The organism is Pseudomonas sp. R28(2017) (assembly GCF_002112505.1).
In the GTDB taxonomy this organism is placed as follows: Bacteria; Pseudomonadota; Gammaproteobacteria; order Pseudomonadales; family Pseudomonadaceae; genus Aquipseudomonas.
Genome location: NZ_NEHW01000001.1, coordinates 416,635 through 432,767, shown reverse-complemented (window position 1 = coordinate 432,767; position 16,133 = coordinate 416,635). Strand labels below are relative to the sequence as shown.

Sequence of the window (16,133 nt, the reverse complement as noted above, 5' to 3'; positions counted from 1 at the left end):
GTGTCTGTGCCGGCCCTTTCGCGGGCAAGCCCGCTGCCACAGGGATATCACTGCCTTTGAGGGCGTGTGCAGTATCCTGTGGGAGCGGGCTTGCCCGCGAAGAGGCCGGTACAGGCAGAGCAGAACTGTCAGACCAGCACTATCCGTTGGCCACCCACATCCCGTGCATACCGCTCCAGCACTTGCCGGCACACGCCGACCACCTCGTCCACCAACGCCACCCCGGTCTGCCAGGCCACCACCAGCTCCAGGCTTGGAGGCGGCTGCAAACCTTTCAGCAACACCAGCTCCCCGCGGCTCAACTCCGTCTCCACCAATGCCGGTGGCAAGGCGCCAATCCCGAAACCATCACGCAGCAACCGGGTAATCGCCGCCACCGAGTTCACGCAGTTCAACCGCGGCGCCTCGGCCCCGGCACCCTGCAACAGGCTGAGTACCTCCTGGTGCGGCCGCGAGTTCTTCGAGAAGGTGACAATCCGCTCGCGGCCCAGCTCGGCCAACGAAGCGAAGTCGCGGTGGTACACGGAACCGGCCGCCACCACCCAACCCATCGGGTAGCGCGCCAGGTCCTGGCTGCGGATCGATTGCTCACGCAGCAGGTCGGTCTGCAGGATCACGTCCAGAAAGCCCTTCTGCAGCTGCTCGCGCAGGTTCAGCGCGGTGTCGGCGACCAGTTCGATCTCCACCTGCGGGTAGCGCTCGGTCAACTCTGCCACCAGCGCGCTCATCCAGGTGTGGATCACCGTATCCATCACCCCGACGCGAATACGCCCGACCTTGGCCCGGTCGCTGTCCAGCGACTGCTTCATAGCCTTGGCCGTTTCGAGCATGCGTTCGGCGTACTCCAGCACTTTGCCGCCCTCCGGCGTCAGGCTGACACCGCGGGAGTCGCGCAGCAGCAGCTTCACCCCGAGGTCGGCCTCCAGCGCGGCGATGCGGCTGGACACCGAGGCCTGGGTGGTGAACAGCTTCTCGGCAGTAAGGCGGAAGCTCTTGAGCCGGGCGACCCAGACGAAGGTTTCGAGGAAGCGAAGGTTCATGATCAGTTTTTCTTGTTCCAGACCGGCGGTTTTTCTCGTTGGACTCAGGCGGCACGGGCTCTGAACATGGCACTCAGGCCGCGACGCCCGACGTCGCCCATAAAACAATACCAACAAGCCGAGGCAAGCATGAACCCAAGCGGCGTGCAGCAGCAGGTGCAATCCCCTCCTTCGACCGGGCCGTTCGCCTGGTACCGCGACATCGACCAACAGCAACGCCGCACGTTCTGGAGCTGCAAGATCGGCTATGGCCTGGACGGCATGGACACGCAGATGCTCAGCTTCGTCATCCCGACACTGATCATGCTGTGGGGCATCAGCACCGCCGAAGCCGGGCTGATCCACACCAGCACGCTGATCGCCTCGGCCGTCGGTGGCTGGGTCGCCGGCATCCTCTCCGACCGCATTGGCCGCGTGCGCACCCTGCAGCTGACGGTACTGTGGTTCGCCTTCTTCACCTTCCTCTGCGGCTTTGCCCAGAACTATGAACAACTGCTGATCGCCCGCACCCTCATGGGCTTCGGTTTCGGCGGTGAATGGACCGCCGGCGCGGTGCTGATCGGTGAGGTCATCCGTGCCCAGGACCGCGGCAAGGCCGTGGGCATGGTGCAGTCGGGCTGGGCCATTGGTTGGGGCCTGACGGCGATCCTGTATGCGCTGCTGTTCTCCTGGTTGCCGCCGGAGCAAGCTTGGCGCGCGCTGTTCCTGCTGGGCCTGGTGCCGGCGATCTTCGTGATCTTCGTCCGCCGGCTGGTCAAGGACCCGGAGGTGTATCGCCAGGCCAAAGCCGGGGAAAGCGCCGAAGCGCCGTCGCATTTCTACGAGATTTTCGCCCCCGGCATGCTCTGGACCACCGTGCGCGCCTCGTTGCTGACCACCGGTGCGTTGGGTGGCTACTACGCCATCACTTCGTGGCTGCCGACGTTCCTCAAGAACGAGCGCGGCCTGAGCGTGCTCGGTACCGGCGGCTACCTGGCGATGGTGATCGTCGGTTCGTACATCGGGTATGTGGTCAGCGCGTACCTGTCCGACCTGCTGGGGCGCAAGAAGAACTTCATCCTGTTCGCTGTGGGCTCGTTCATCATCGTGCTGTTGTACACGCAGATGCCGGTCAGCGATGGCGTGATGTTGTGGCTCGGATTCCCGCTGGGCTTCTTCGCCTCGGGCATCTTCAGCGGCATGGGCGCGTTCCTCACCGAACTGTTCCCGACCCGGGTACGTGGCTCGGGGCAGGGCTTCTGCTACAACATCGGCAAGGTCATCGCCGCCCTGTTCCCGCTGCTGATCGGCCTGCTCGGCGAGAAGATTCCCCTGGGCCTGGGCATCGGCGTGTTCTCGGCGGTGTCGTATGGCGTGGTGATCGTGGCGGCGCTGAGCCTGCCGGAAACACGCGGCAAACAACTTCAGGCGCGCTAAGGTAGGCCTATGAACATCGACACGGGAGCACGTCAGGTGAAACCCCTGCTACTCAATTGCGACATGGGCGAGAGTTACGGCAGCTGGCGCATGGGCCTGGATGCCGAGGTGATGCCCTATATCGACTGCGCCAACATCGCCTGCGGCTACCACGCCGGTGACCCGAGCATCATGCGCCGCACCGTGGCCATGGCGCTGGAACACGGCGTGACCATCGGCGCCCATCCGGCCTATCCGGACCTGGTTGGCTTCGGCCGCCGCTCCATGGCCTGCAGCCCTGAAGAAATCCGCGACCTGCTGCATTACCAGATCGGCGCCCTGGACGGCATCTGCAAGGTGCTCGGCGGCCGCGTGGCCTATGTGAAGCCACACGGCGCGTTGTACAACGACATGATGGCCGACCCGCTCAAGCTGCGCACCGTGCTGGAAGCCGTGGCGGCCTATGGTAGCGGCCTGCCGCTGATGCTCATGGCCACTGCCGACAATAGTGCGGCCCAGGCCCTGGGCGATGAAATCGGCGTGCCGCTGTGGTTCGAAGCCTTCGCCGACCGCGCCTACACCGCCAGCGGCCACCTGGTCTCGCGGCGCCTGCCGGGCGCGGTGCACCATGACCCGGCGCGGGTGGTCGAGCAGGCCCTGCGCCTGGCCCGTGGCGAAACACTGGTGGCGGATGATGGCAGCGCGCTGAAGCTGGCAGCCAGCACTGTCTGCGTGCATGGCGACAACGACAGTTCGGTGGCGGCCGTGCGGCAGATCCGCCAGGCCCTTGATGCGCTGGAGGCGCGATGAAGCTGCGTATCGAAGCCGTGGCCATCGACAGCCTGATGGTGCGCCTGTTCGACCGTATCGACGAGGCCAACATGCCGTGGATACTGGCCGCCAGCCAACGCCTGAGCGCGGCGTTCGGCGTGCACCTGGTGGATCTGGTGCCGTCCTACACCACGTTGATGCTGCAATCTGACCTGCCGCCAGGCGAGGCGAGGGCGCTTGTCGGCCAGGCGCTGGACGGCTTGCAGCCAGATATCGGCAGCGCTGGGCGGCGCCATGAAATCCCGGTGTGGTACGACGCCAGCGTCGGCCCGGAACTGCCCGTGCTGGCGGCACGCAGCGGGCTCAGCGAAGCCGAGGTGATCCGCCTGCACAGCGAACGCGACTACCCGGTGTTCGCGCTTGGCTTCGCCCCTGGCTTCGGCTTCATGGGGCTGGTCGACGAGCGCCTGGCCAGCCCGCGCCTGAGCACCCCGCGCAAGCGCGTGGCGGCCGGCAGTGTCGGCATCGCCGAACGCCAGACGGCGGCTTACCCGGCGGTGTCGCCAGGTGGCTGGAACCTGATCGGGCGCACGCCGGTGCGCCTGTTCGACCGCGAACGTGAGGGCTACAGCCTGCTGCAGCCGGGCGACCGGGTGCGCTTCGTGGCGGTGTCGCGGGCCGAATTCGTGGCCTTGGGCGGTGATGTGGAGGTGCAGGCATGAAGCAGTTGAAGATCGAGGCCAGCACCGCCTTGTGCCAGTTGCAGGACGCCGGGCGTTTTGGCGTGCGCCACCTGGGTGTGACCCAGGGTGGCGCGCTGGATTGGGTGGCGATGCATTGGGCCAACTGGCTGTTGGGTAACCCGCTGGGAGCGCCCGTGGTCGAGGTGGCGCTGGGTGGTTTTACCCTGGTGGCGGAGCAGGATTGCGTGCTGGCGCTGGCCGGGGCAGACCTGGAGGCGCGGGTGGATGATCTGCCACTGCTGCCATGGCGCAGCTTCAAGCTGGTCAAAGGGCAGCGTTTGACCCTGAAGCAGCCAAAGCAAGGGGTGCGGGCGTATCTGGCAGCGCCGGGCGGGTTTCTCGGTGAGGGTGTGCTGGGCAGCTGCGCCACGGTCGTGCGTGAGGAGTTGGGTGGTATCGATGGGCGAGGCAAGGCACTTGAGAAAGGCCAGAGCCTGACGTTTGTTGGCGATTCACCGGCCCTGCGCGAGGTGCCAGCGACCTTGCGTCCGGGCTATGCTCAAAAACCTGTGCTCGACCTGGTGATGGGCGCGCAGATCGGTGACTTCAGCGGGACCAGCCTGTTCGAGGCGTTCAACCGTGACTGGACGCTGGACAGCCGCGCTGACCGAATGGGTATCCGCCTGTTGGGGCCTGAGTTGGTCTACCAGGGGACACCAATGATTTCCGAAGGGATTCCGCTGGGGGCGGTTCAGGTGCCACCTGACGGGCAGCCGATCGTGCTGCTCAACGATCGGCAGACCATCGGCGGTTATCCACGCTTGGGGGCGTTGACGCCGTTGGCGTTGGCGCAGCTGTCGCAGTGCATGCCAGGGGCGGTGGTGCGGTTCCGGGCGGTGGTGCAGGACGAGGCCTGGCGGGAGCAGCAGCGTTACCTGGACCGTTGGTTGTAAGGCCGCTGGCTCTTTCGCGGGCTCGCCCGCTCCCACAGGTATCGCGCAAACCTTTGGGCCTGCGGGGGACCTGTGGGAGCGGGCGAGCCCGCGAAGAGGCCGGTACCGGCAAAATCACTTGGACAGGTAACGCATGCCTTCCTCCAACCCCTGCAAGGTCAGCGGATACATCTTGTCCTCGATCAGATCCCGCACCAGATGCGTCGATGCCGTGTAATCCCAGGCCTGCTTCGGATAAGGGTTGATCCAGATGACTTTCTTGAATTTCTCCATGAAGCGCTGAATCCACACATACCCGGCTTCTTCGTTCCAGTGCTCCACGCTGCCACCCGGTTGGGTGATCTCGTAGGGCGCCATGGCCGCATCGCCGACAAACACCACCTTGTAATCATCGCCGTACTTGTGCAGCAGGTCGAAGGTGGAGAAGCGTTCTGACGTACGGCGCAGGTTGTTCTTCCACACCGACTCATAAACGCAGTTGTGGAAGTAGTAGTACTCCAGGTGCTTGAACTCGGTCTTGCAGGCCGAGAACAGCTCTTCGCAGACTTTGACGTGGGCGTCCATCGAGCCGCCGATGTCGAACAGCAACAGCAGTTTCACCGTGTTGCGCCGCTCCGGGCGCATCTGGATGTTCAGCAGCCCGGCGTCACGTGCGGTGTGGTCGATGGTACCGTCGATGTCCAGCTCTTCAGCGGCGCCTTCGCGGGCGAACTTGCGCAGGCGGCGCAGGGCCAGTTTGATGTTGCGCGTGCCCAGTTCGACCTGGTCGTCGAGGTTTTTGTACTCGCGCTGGTCCCAGACCTTGACCGCCTTGCCCTGGCGCTTGCCGGCCTCGCCGACGCGGATGCCTTCGGGGTTGAAACCGCCCGAGCCGAACGGGCTGGTGCCGCCGGTGCCGATCCACTTGTTGCCGCCGGCGTGGCGCTCCTTCTGTTCTTCGAGGCGCTTCTTGAATTCCTCGATGAGCTTGTCCAGGCCGCCCAGCGACTGGATCTGTGCGCGTTCCTCGTCGGTGAGCGAGCGCTCGAACTCCTTGCGCAGCCATTCATCGGGGATCAGCGCCTCGATGTGCTGGTCGAGGTTTTCCAGGCCCTTGAAGTAGGCGGCGAAGGCGCGGTCGAACTTGTCGAAGTGGCGCTCGTCCTTCACCAGGATGGCGCGGGCCAGGTAGTAGAACGCGTCCATGTCGGCGAACACCACGCCTTTCTGCAAGGCGTGGTGCAGGTCGAGCAATTCGCGCACCGATACCGGCACCTTGGCCGCGCGCATTTCATTGAACAGGTTGAGCAGCATGGCCCGGCTCCTGTCAGCGGTTGCCGCGCCGGCTCATGAAAGCCAGGCGCTCGAGCAGCGTCACGTCCTGCTCGTTCTTCACCAGGGCACCTGCCAGCGGCGGGATGGCCTTGGTCGGGTCGCGTTCGCGCAGCACGGCTTCGCCGATGTTGTCGGCCATCAGCAGCTTGAGCCAGTCGACCAGTTCGGAAGTGGAGGGCTTTTTCTTCAGGCCCGGCACCTTGCGCACGTCGAAGAACACATCCAGTGCCTCGCTGACCAGCGACTGGCTGATGTTCGGGTAGTGCACGTCGACGATCTGCTGCAGGGTGGCGCGGTCGGGGAAGGCGATGTAGTGGAAGAAGCAGCGGCGCAGGAAGGCGTCGGGCAGCTCTTTTTCGTTGTTGGAGGTAATGATGATGATCGGGCGCTGCCTGGCCTTGATGGTCTCGTCGATTTCGTAGACGTAGAACTCCATCTTGTCGAGTTCCTGCAGCAGGTCGTTGGGGAACTCGATGTCGGCCTTGTCGATCTCGTCGATCAGCAGGATCACCCGCTCGTCGGCCTCGAAGGCCTCCCACAGCTTGCCTTTCTTCAGGTAGTTGCGCACGTCGTGGACCTTGTCCACACCCAGCTGCGAGTCGCGCAGGCGGCTGACCGCGTCGTACTCGTACAGGCCCTGGTGGGCCTTGGTGGTGGACTTGATGTGCCAGGTGATCAGGCGTGCGCCGAACGAGGCGGCGAGCTGCTCGGCGAGCATGGTCTTGCCGGTGCCGGGCTCGCCCTTGACCAACAGGGGGCGTTCGAGGGTGATGGCCGCGTTGACCGCCAGTTTCAGGTCGTCTGTGGCGACGTAGTCGCGGGTGCCTTCGAACTTCATGGTTTATTCCTCTGCGGGGTGCCGGTGCCGGCCTCTTCGCGGGCAAGCCCGCTCCACAGAATTCAAGCCTGTGGTGATGCTGTGGGAGCGGGCTTGCCCGCGAAGAGGCCAGTACAGACAACACATGTTTGTGATTTGCCACCGACTATAACGCGGGCCTCAGCAGCTGGAAACGCAGACCGGGTATTCAGTCCCTGAATGGCTCGTCACGCCTGCTCAGTCGGACTTGGGTGGTGGCTGCTCGTAGCGTGCATTGAATGCCTGGATGAAGCCGTTGCGCAGAATCTGCAGAAACGCTTCGAAGGCGCTGATGTTCTGTTGATGCACGCTACCGCTGAGCTCCACGCGGGTGGCGAACTGGTTTTTCGGCTGGTTCTTCAGCACTGTCTCGCTGGCCCCCACCAGTGCTTCCCAGATCGAGCGGAAGAGGTTCTTGTTCTTGTTCTCCACGTCCTGCTGCCAGTCGAACACGTCGACATCGCGCAGTAACGGCTTGATGTAGCCATGCAGCCGGCCGTCTTCGGCCTGGGCCTCGATGACCAGGTCGCCGTGCCCGGCATTGAAGTCGAACTTGCCGTAGGCGCTGGAAAAATCGTTGAGCTTGCGCAGTTCGATGCCGGTGGCGCGCAGGCGGAACTCGAAATCGTCGAAATCACTGAACGGGTCGAAGGTGGCGCGGCTCTCGACCTTGGCATCGCCCAGCAGCAGGGCGCTGGCGTCGAAGCTGGCATCGCGCCGGCCCTTTTCGTCGCGCACGTTGGTCAGGTTGCGGATGTTGGCTTCGAGTTGCGTGGCCTTGAGGTCGACCGGTGGCTTGGAGGTGAAGTTGCGAAAGGTCAGCGTGCCATTTTCGATCTGCACTTCGTTGAGGGTGATCGGCAGCAGTTTCTCCAGCTGCTGCCGCCAGTCGGTGCCCCGACCGGTCTGCGAGGCCTGCTTGCTGCCACCGTCGACGAAGTTGAGCTCGGGGCGCCTGAAGGTCACCTTGGCCACCACGGCCTTGTCGTAGATCAGTGCATGCCAGCTCACCGACAGGTCGATCAACGGCGCGTCCAGCAGCGGCACCGGCAACTTGCCGGTGGTCTTGACGATCTTCAGGCCATTGATCTGGTAGGCGCCGCGCCACCAGGCCAAATCGACGTCGGCCACTTGGCCGCGGTACTCGCCCATGTGGGCAAGCTTGTCGTTCAGGTAATCGCGTACCAGGTAGGGCAGGGCCAGCTGCAAGGCCACCAGCAGCACGATCAGGCTGGCCAGGCCAATCAGCGGCCAGCGATAGCGAGCTTTCATTACGGGGCTCTCCGCGGCGGGTTGCACGGTTGACCGCAGGCAAAGCCTGGGAGTTCGAACAGGCTTTACTGGCCACCGGGGCAGGCTTACCCTTTAAGTCTTTCCCTGCTTCTTCTCATGTTCAAGGACCCTGCCATGAGCCGTATCTTTGCAGACAACGCCCACTCCATCGGCAACACGCCGCTGGTGCAGATCAACCGCATTGCCCCGCGTGGGGTGACCATCCTGGCCAAGATCGAAGGGCGCAACCCGGGCTACTCGGTCAAGTGCCGGATCGGCGCGAACATGGTCTGGGACGCCGAGAGCAACGGCAAGCTCAAGCCGGGCATGACCATCGTCGAGCCGACGTCGGGCAACACCGGTATCGGCCTGGCGTTCGTCGCCGCCGGCCGTGGCTACAAGCTGATCCTGACCATGCCGGCGTCGATGAGCCTCGAGCGACGCAAGGTGCTCAAGGCGCTGGGGGCAGAACTAGTGCTGACTGAGCCGGCCAAGGGCATGAAGGGCGCCATCGAGAAAGCCAACGAAATCGTCGCCTCCGACCCTGCCCAGTACTTCCTGCCGGGGCAGTTCGAGAACCCGGCCAACCCGGCGATCCACGAAAAGACCACCGGGCCGGAGATCTGGAACGACACCGACGGCGCGGTCGACGTGCTGGTTGCCGGCGTTGGCACCGGCGGCACCATTACCGGCGTGTCGCGCTACATCAAGCACACCCAGGGCAAGTCGATCCTGTCGGTGGCGGTCGAGCCGGTGGCTTCGCCGCTGATCAGCCAGACCCTGGCCGGCGAAGAACTCAAGCCCAGCCCGCACAAGATCCAGGGTATTGGCGCCGGTTTCGTACCGAAAAACCTCGACCTGTCGATCGTCGACCAGGTCGAGACCGTGACCGACGAAGAGTCCAAGGCCATGGCCATTCGCCTGATGCAGGAAGAAGGCATCCTCTGCGGCATTTCCTGTGGCGCGGCCATGGCCGCCGCGGTGCGCCTGGCCGAGAAGCCGGAAATGCAAGGTAAGACCATCGTCGTAATCCTGCCCGACTCGGGCGAGCGTTACCTGTCCAGCATGCTGTTCAGTGACCTGTTCAGCGAGCAGGAAAACCAGCAGTAATCAGCCTTGCCGCTGATCCGGCGCAACATTCGGCGGCCTGGTTTATTGCAAAATCTTCATGAGTGAGATCCCGCCCAGGTTGTTTTTACCGGGGCGGGATGGGTTTATGATGGCCGGATGATTTTTCTGGGAGCAGGCAGCGCTGGCCTGCGTCCTATCCAAGGAGTGATGCATGACCTTTTCCTTCCTCGCCAAGGCAGGTGTGCTGCTGGTGTTCTTCGGCAGCGTGCTCTACGTGCACCTGCGCGGCAAGGCGCGCCTGCCGGTACTGCGCCAGTTCGTCAACCATTCGGCGCTGTTTGCCCCTTATAACAGCCTGATGTACCTGTTCTCCGGCGTGCCGTCCAGGCCTTACCTGGACCGCCAGCGCTTCCCCGAGCTGGACGTGCTCAAGGACAACTGGCAGGTGATCCGCGAGGAGGCCATGCGCCTGTTCGACGAGGGGTACATCCGTGCCGCCGAAAAGGACAACGACGCCGGCTTCGGCTCGTTCTTCAAGAAAGGCTGGAAGCGCTTTTACCTGAAGTGGTACGACAAACCGCTGCCGTCTGCCGAAGCCCTGTGCCCGAAAACCGTCGAGCTGGTCAGCAGCATTCCCAACGTCAAGGGTGCGATGTTCGCCCTGCTGCCCGGTGGCAGCCACCTGAACCCGCACCGCGACCCGTTTGCCGGCTCGCTGCGCTACCACCTGGGCCTGTCGACCCCAAACTCCGACGCCTGCCGCATCTACGTCGATGGTGAGGAATACGCCTGGCGCGATGGCGAGGACGTGATGTTCGACGAGACTTACGTGCACTGGGTGAAGAACGAAACCGACGTGACCCGGGTGATCCTGTTCTGTGACATCGAGCGCCCGCTGAGCAGCCCGCTGATGACCCGCATCAACCGCAAGGTCAGTGCGTTCCTCGGCCGCGCCACCGCGCCGCAGAACACCGATGACGAGCGTGTGGGCGGGATCAACCAGGCCTATGCCTGGAGCAAGCGTTTCAGCAACAAGATCAGCACCCGCGTGAAGCAGTTCAAGCGTGCCAACCCCAAGGCCTACCGCATCCTGCGACCGGTGCTGGCGGTGGTGGTGGCTTACGTGCTGTACCGCTGGTTGTTCTGATTGCTGTTCCGGCCTCTTCGCGGGTAAACCCGCTCCCACAGGTAGTGCACAGGCTTCAAGTACTGCGCGATTCCTGTGGGAGCGGGTTTACCCGCGAAGAGGCCGGACCAGGCTATTGCCCAAGCCTGAATTCACCGCTATATTCCAGAACACTTCTCTTCCCTGAAGACCCCGATCATGCCAGCCATCCCCTCCACCACAAGCTTTGCCATCGCGCCAGTCGCGGGCATGGTCGTGCGTGGCAGCCAGCAGCCGGCCATGATCAGTCACTACCCACCACCACCTGTCAGTGGCGTCGTAGGCGGCGTAGCTCCGCCTCCTTGCGTGGTCGTGCTGGGCTGATCGGCTTCTGGCCGCATCCCTTCGCACCCGCAACCTACTGAACACGGCCGGCACCTTCCCTCGCTGAAGTTCACGCCCGCCGTCTGGCTTATTCGCCTCATATCAGGTGGCAATACATGTCTGTCTTCAACAAAGCATCCGTGGCCTCGGCGGCCACCACCAGCCTGTTCGTCCTGCTCTGGAGCAGCGGCGCCATTGTTTCCAAACTCGGCCTGGCCCATGCCAGCCCCTTCGCCTTCCTGCTGCTGCGTTCGGCGCTGGCCCTGAGCGGCCTGCTGCTGATCGGGCCGTTGCTCGGCCTGCGCTGGCCGCGCAGCAGGGGGGCGACCCTGCGCGCCCTGGGCACCGGCTGTGTACTGCTCGGCGCCTACCAGATCTTCTACCTGATGGCGCTCAACACCCATGTCACCCCCGGCGTGATGGCCACGGTCATGGGCGTGCAACCGATCCTCACCGTGGTGCTGATGGAGCGCCAGCGCTCCTGGAGCCGCTTGTTCGGCCTGGGCCTGGGGCTTGCTGGGTTGGTGATGGTGGTTTACCAGGGCATCAACCTCGGCGGGGTATCGTTGCTCGGCATGCTGTTCGCCCTGCTGGCGCTGGCCAGCATGACCTTCGGTTCGATCCTGCAGAAGCGCATCACTGACAACCCCATGGGCACGCTGCCGTTGCAGTACATCGCCGGCTTCGCCATGTGCGCGGTGTTCGCGCCGCTGCAACCGTTGCAGGTGGAATGGACGGGCGGCTTTGTCGGCGCGCTGCTGTGGATGGGATTGGTGGTGTCGTTGCTGGCCACGTTGCTGCTGTACCGGCTGATCGCCAAGGGCAACCTGGTCAACGTTACCAGCCTGTTCTACCTGGTGCCGGCAGTGACCGCGGTGATGGACTTGCTGATCTTCGGCAACCGCCTGGCGCCGTTGAGCCTGCTGGGCATGGGGCTGATCGTGGTCGGCCTGCTGTTCGTGTTCCGCAAGCCGGCCGCACGGCTGGCCGAGGCGTAAGGCCTAGCGGAACTCTTCGGGGATGGCGTGGCGCAACACGCCTTCCTCGAAGTCCAGGATGCCGGCTTCGCGTTGGGTCAGCAGGTAGTAGAGCAGGGTGTCGAGGGGCCGTGATGGCGGGACTTCGACGGCCAGCAACCGTACGGCTGGCTCGGCGTGGCATGGGCAGCCGAAATCCTCGAGCGCGGCACGCACGGGTTCGACCTCGGTGGCGTGCTTTACCCGAATACGCAACACCGAGGCGCCGCCGCTCTGTTGCAAGCCCTGGAACCAGACCTGCTCGCCGTCCTGGGTGGTGCTGATGAGGTCACCGGGGGCGATGCCGTAGGCATAGAAAGGCGTGCTGTCGACCTGGTAGCCGCTGGCGGTGCGCTTCGCCCAGAGGCCTTCGACCGAGGCTGGCGGGTAGCCGTTGGCGTCCTGCTCCAGGCGCCAGAGCACGATCTTGTAGTCGGAGGGCATGTTCGGGGTTCAGCTGCGAAAGGCCGGCCATGGTAATGCCCTTCGTGCCGGTTTGTCTGTACCGGCCTTCCCGCCGGTACAGCCAACACCCACCTCAGAAGTAGTAGCCGATGTTGATGTTGGTCCGGTAATACCAGTCATTGCTGCCCACCGAGCTGGTGCTGGTCCACCCGGTGCCATTCTCCGCCCCACCGAACGGGTTGGCGTTGCGCGCCCAGCTCAGGTCGACCCAGGCCATGATCGGCATCGCCAGGAACTGCATGCCCACCGTGAACATCTGCGAGTCGTCCCAGTCGCGCTTGTCCTTCATCATCCGGCTGTAGTCGGTATACAGCTTGACCTTTTTCAGCTGCCCCAGACCCGGTGTGTAAATGTCATAACCGACGTTGAGCGCGGCGATGGTCGCCCTGGAGGCGATCAGGTAGGCCGGGGTCAGGCCGTTGCCGCCCATCAACACGGTGTCGTTGCTGACGCCGGCCGGGTTGCGTGGGTCGTATTCATAGCGGATGGCCTGGCCGGTGATGGTCCAGTTGCCCCGGTTGACCAAGGCATGCACACCCGCCGCCCAGTAGTCGCCGTTGTCGTGGGTGGTGGCGTTGTACAGCTCGGCGCCGGCCAGGGAGGCACCGAGTTCGGTCTTCCAGCCTTCGCCGGTGAAGGTGCGGGCGACCCGGGCGTTGACCTGGTTGCGTTTTTCGTTGTCCTGGCGCGACTGGGTGACGGCCACGGCGTTGTCGTCCAGGTCGCTGAAGCGGCCGACTTCCGGCGAATAGCGGATGCCCGTGGGCAGCATGCGCGGGAAGTAGCCCAGCTGCAGGTCCCAGTCGCGGTCCTTGTAGCTGTACTTGAGGCCCGTGCCGGCGCTGACGCCATAACCCATGAAGAACGGGATGTGGTAGCTCCAGCCGAATTGCGGGTAGGGCTCCAGGCCGAACGGCTTGAGCGGGGCCCCCAATTGCAGGTTGGACTGCGCATCGATGCGGTAGCCGACGAAACCGCGGTCGATGGCGCGCTTGCCGTCGTCCTGGAACCAGTAGCCTGCGTCGGCGAACAGTTGGCGGTGGCGGGCCTGGACGTCGAGGCGGAAGGTGTCGAAGAGCAAGCGGCCGTTGTTTTCGGTGGTGTCCCAGTGCTCGTCGCGGTAATTGACCCGCAGGGCGCCGCCGATGTCCAGGCTGCTCTGGCCGTCATCGCTGCGCCAGGCGATGTGCGGGACGGGCTTGGGTGTGCTGGGTGGCTGGTCGGGGGCCGCCGGGCCGGGTTCTGAGGCGAAGGTGGAGCCAGTGGTGACGAGCAGACCGAGTGTGATCAGGTATCTGTTCATGCTGTGCCCTGCAAGGTTGGGCAGTTTTCGCAGGCAGCAGCGGGCCCTCACCGCCTTGATGGGGTGTTCTCCGAGGGGTAGCTGGCTAAACGCGAAAACTGAGGGTGGTTTTATTCTTCTGGTTTTTGCTGTGTCTGTGCCGGCCTATTCGCGGGTAAACCCGCTCCCACAGGAGCATCACAGATTCTGAGTACTGCGCAGTACCTGTGGGAGCGGGTTCACCCGCGAAAGGGCCCTTACAGGCAGATCAGAGGTCGAGCACCAGGCGTCGGCTCTTGCAGCCCGAAACACACACCATCATCGAACCATTGGCCGCCCGCTCGGCCTTGGTCAGCACGCCGTCGCGGTGGTCGATATCGCCTTCCAGCACCCGTGTCTCGCACGAGCCGCACACGCCCTCGCGGCAGCTGTAATCGATAGCGCAACCGGCTTCGAGCAGCACGTCCAGCAGGTTCAGCCCAGGCTCGACAGTGAGCGTCTTGCCGCTCTTGCTCAATTCGACGCTGTAGCTGTCCAGGGCATCGTCGGCCGCCGCCACTTCCACTGCGGTAAAACGCTCGATATGCGCATGCTCGTACCCCAGCTGCTGGCACACCGCCTCGAACGCCTCGAGCATCGGTGTCGGCCCGCAGCAGTAGAAGTGCGTGTCGCTGCTGCGGCCTGCCAGGTAATGCGCCAGGTCCGGCAGCGAGCCCTTCTCGTCGTTGAAGTGGTACACCACCTTCGCCCCCAGTTCCGCCAGCGGCTCCAGCAACGCCGCCTCGCGCCGCGAGCGGGCGCAGTAGATCAGCTCGGCCGGGCGCCCCAGTGCCAGCAACTGGCGGAACATGCAGTAGATCGGCGTAATGCCGATACCGCCGGCCACCAGCGCGCTGTGGCTGGCGCGGGTATCGAGGGCGAAGTTGTTGCGCGGCTGCGAAATGGTCAGTTGCGTGCCAACCCGCAGTTGCTCATGCACATAGCGCGAGCCGCCGCGGCTGCTGCGGTCGCGCAGGATGCCGACCACGTAGCGCCCCATTTCGCTCGGTGAATTGAGCAGCGAATAGCTGCGCACCAGGCCGTTGGGCAGGTGCAGGTCGATGTGCGCGCCGGCCTCGAACGGGGCGAACACGGTATCGCCCCAGGGGCGAAGCTCGACACTGATGATGCCGTCGGCTTCATGGCGCAGGGTGTGCACCCGCGCGCTGACTGTGGATGCGTTGGACATCGCTCACCTCACGGCAGTTGTTTGGCTTCGATCAGGGCCAGCTGTTCCTTGGCCTTGCCTTTCAGGTAGCGGCGCAGGCGCACCACCCCCAGATCATGTTGATACAGGCTCTCGCGCTGGTTGGCGTCCGGCTCCATGAACTCCAGCAGCACCCGGTCCTGCTCCAGCACTGCCCAGTGGCGTGCCTCCAGGCGGTTCTTGTAGAGGAAGCGCCAGGTGTCGCGCTGCCAGCCGGTCAGCGGTCGGGCACGCCAGTGGAACACCGCCGCCAGGGCGCGGCTGCTCGGGGTGTAGCTGCCGATGATGGTGAAGTTGCCGCCTGGGCCGCCGGTTTTCGGGTAAGGGATTTCCAGGCGCAGCCAGTGGCAGCCGTTGTCGAGGAACTCGGTCCAGTCGAAGTTGACCCCGCGCTGGCCTTCCTTCTCGAAGAAGAAGCCCTGTTCGGTGTCGCGGGTGACGAATTTGGCGGTGGCTTCGCCTTCGCTCATCGAGTGCGACATCTTGTGCAGGTAGGTGCCGTGCATCGGGTCCATGACGTTGTCGAGCACATAGCGGTAGTCGCCTTTCCACTCGGTGTAGCAGAGGAAGCTGCTCCACTGAGGCGACGTCAACTGCTCAGGGAGCACCAGTTCGGGCGGGGAATCCAGGTGTGGGTCGGTGGCATTGAACACGAAGATCGCCCCGGCCGCTTCGCGGGTATGGAACATCCGCGTCGGACGGCTGCCTTCAAGCTTGCAGCCCGGGCTGCCGGGCACCTTGGTGACGGTGCCATCGCAGCGCACTTCGACGCCGTGGTACGGGCACTGCAGGCGGTCACCCAATACCGGCCCCTGGGACAGCGGCGCGCCGCGGTGAGGGCAGTGGTCTTCGAGGGCGTGGACACTGCCATCGTTGTCGCGCCACAGGGCGATCTTGTAGCCCAGCCGGCGGATCGACAGCGGCCGCTCGCCGAGCAGTTCCGACGGTAGCACAGGGAACCAGAGGTCTTTCAGGCCGTTGGCCAGATGCTGTTCAACAGGGTCGACGGTTACGTGCATGTTCATCTTGTTCTACCTCCAGCGGGTCAGTCGCCCAGCCGTGCCATCAGGGTTTTGAATGCGTCTTCGGTCCATTCGCCGCGGGTCAGCGGGCAGGGCGGGCCGGCCAGGTTCAAGTGGGCGAGCAGTTCGCCCAGCTCACTCACGCCATTGCCGTAGGCGCGCTCGATCGAGTCGCCCAGCAGGTCTTCGAACGGGGTGTTTGGGCGTTTGCGCGCCTGGTGGGGCTGCAGGTAGACCTCGGTGCTGCTCATGGGATGG

17 protein-coding genes are annotated in these 16,133 nt (G+C 64.2%); 8 read left to right on the top strand and 9 right to left on the bottom strand.

Going from position 1 to position 16,133, the window contains the following annotated elements; genetic code table 11:
* Positions 1-128: 128 nt before the first annotated feature.
* Positions 129-1,040, bottom strand: a complete 912-nt coding sequence (locus CAF78_RS01945) for a LysR family transcriptional regulator (RefSeq protein WP_085675744.1) — start codon at positions 1,038-1,040, stop codon at positions 129-131.
* Between the two features lie 129 nt (positions 1,041-1,169).
* Between CAF78_RS01945 and CAF78_RS01940 the strand changes: the two genes are divergently transcribed.
* From CAF78_RS01940 to CAF78_RS01925, 4 genes are read left to right on the top strand one after another with little or no spacing between them, the layout of a single operon-like run.
* Positions 1,170-2,456, top strand: coding sequence for an MFS transporter (locus tag CAF78_RS01940; RefSeq protein ID WP_085675745.1), 1,287 nt, complete (start codon positions 1,170-1,172; stop codon positions 2,454-2,456).
* Positions 2,457-2,465: 9 nt separating this feature from the next.
* Complete coding sequence (locus CAF78_RS01935; RefSeq protein WP_085675746.1) at positions 2,466-3,245, top strand: 5-oxoprolinase subunit PxpA; 780 nt, start codon at positions 2,466-2,468, stop codon at positions 3,243-3,245.
* Entirely contained in the window at positions 3,242-3,928 is a 687-nt protein-coding gene (gene pxpB, locus CAF78_RS01930) for a 5-oxoprolinase subunit PxpB (RefSeq protein ID WP_085675747.1), read from the top strand. The genes CAF78_RS01935 and pxpB overlap by 4 nt, the downstream gene beginning before the upstream one ends.
* The gene (locus CAF78_RS01925; RefSeq protein ID WP_085675748.1) at positions 3,925-4,842 is read left to right on the top strand and encodes a biotin-dependent carboxyltransferase family protein; all 918 of its coding nucleotides are present in this window, start codon (positions 3,925-3,927) and stop codon (positions 4,840-4,842) included. The genes pxpB and CAF78_RS01925 overlap by 4 nt, the downstream gene beginning before the upstream one ends.
* A 114-nt stretch (positions 4,843-4,956) precedes the next feature.
* Here CAF78_RS01925 and CAF78_RS01920 read toward each other — a convergent pair whose 3' ends face one another.
* The 3 genes from CAF78_RS01920 to CAF78_RS01910 all read right to left on the bottom strand — a co-directional run bounded on the left by CAF78_RS01920 (position 4,957) and on the right by CAF78_RS01910 (position 8,284).
* Positions 4,957-6,135 (bottom strand): VWA domain-containing protein, encoded by a 1,179-nt coding sequence (locus CAF78_RS01920; RefSeq protein ID WP_085675749.1) that lies wholly within the window; start codon positions 6,133-6,135, stop codon positions 4,957-4,959.
* A gap of 13 nt (positions 6,136-6,148) precedes the next feature.
* Positions 6,149-6,994: a MoxR family ATPase gene (locus CAF78_RS01915; protein WP_085675750.1), complete on the bottom strand. Its 846-nt coding sequence runs from the start codon at positions 6,992-6,994 to the stop codon at positions 6,149-6,151.
* Positions 6,995-7,210: 216 nt separating this feature from the next.
* The gene (locus CAF78_RS01910; RefSeq protein ID WP_085675751.1) at positions 7,211-8,284 is read right to left on the bottom strand and encodes a DUF748 domain-containing protein; all 1,074 of its coding nucleotides are present in this window, start codon (positions 8,282-8,284) and stop codon (positions 7,211-7,213) included.
* A 135-nt stretch (positions 8,285-8,419) separates the two neighbouring features.
* On the opposite strand from CAF78_RS01910, the gene cysK reads away from it, so the two are divergent.
* The 4 genes from cysK to CAF78_RS01895 all read left to right on the top strand — a co-directional run bounded on the left by cysK (position 8,420) and on the right by CAF78_RS01895 (position 11,842).
* Positions 8,420-9,394: a cysteine synthase A gene (cysK, locus tag CAF78_RS01905; RefSeq protein WP_085675752.1), complete on the top strand. Its 975-nt coding sequence runs from the start codon at positions 8,420-8,422 to the stop codon at positions 9,392-9,394.
* A 172-nt stretch (positions 9,395-9,566) separates the two neighbouring features.
* Positions 9,567-10,502, top strand: coding sequence for an aspartyl/asparaginyl beta-hydroxylase domain-containing protein (locus CAF78_RS01900; RefSeq protein WP_085675753.1), 936 nt, complete (start codon positions 9,567-9,569; stop codon positions 10,500-10,502).
* Positions 10,503-10,679: 177 nt separating this feature from the next.
* Complete coding sequence (locus CAF78_RS28520; RefSeq protein WP_177408485.1) at positions 10,680-10,844, top strand: hypothetical protein; 165 nt, start codon at positions 10,680-10,682, stop codon at positions 10,842-10,844.
* A 116-nt stretch (positions 10,845-10,960) separates the two neighbouring features.
* Positions 10,961-11,842 (top strand): DMT family transporter, encoded by an 882-nt coding sequence (locus CAF78_RS01895; RefSeq protein WP_085675754.1) that lies wholly within the window; start codon positions 10,961-10,963, stop codon positions 11,840-11,842.
* Between the two features lie 3 nt (positions 11,843-11,845).
* On the opposite strand, the gene CAF78_RS01890 is transcribed toward CAF78_RS01895, so the two are convergent.
* From CAF78_RS01890 to CAF78_RS01870, 5 genes are all read right to left on the bottom strand, one after another.
* Positions 11,846-12,304, bottom strand: coding sequence for a DUF4265 domain-containing protein (locus tag CAF78_RS01890; protein ID WP_085675755.1), 459 nt, complete (start codon positions 12,302-12,304; stop codon positions 11,846-11,848).
* A gap of 94 nt (positions 12,305-12,398) precedes the next feature.
* Entirely contained in the window at positions 12,399-13,628 is a 1,230-nt protein-coding gene (locus CAF78_RS01885) for a hypothetical protein (protein ID WP_085675756.1), read from the bottom strand.
* A 247-nt stretch (positions 13,629-13,875) separates the two neighbouring features.
* Entirely contained in the window at positions 13,876-14,835 is a 960-nt protein-coding gene (locus CAF78_RS01880) for a PDR/VanB family oxidoreductase (protein ID WP_085675757.1), read from the bottom strand.
* Between the two features lie 8 nt (positions 14,836-14,843).
* Positions 14,844-15,878, bottom strand: coding sequence for an aromatic ring-hydroxylating dioxygenase subunit alpha (locus CAF78_RS01875; protein ID WP_085675758.1), 1,035 nt, complete (start codon positions 15,876-15,878; stop codon positions 14,844-14,846).
* 20 nt (positions 15,879-15,898) lie between these two features.
* Positions 15,899-16,126, bottom strand: coding sequence for a recombinase-like helix-turn-helix domain-containing protein (locus CAF78_RS01870; protein WP_085675759.1), 228 nt, complete (start codon positions 16,124-16,126; stop codon positions 15,899-15,901).
* Positions 16,127-16,133: the final 7 nt, after the last annotated feature.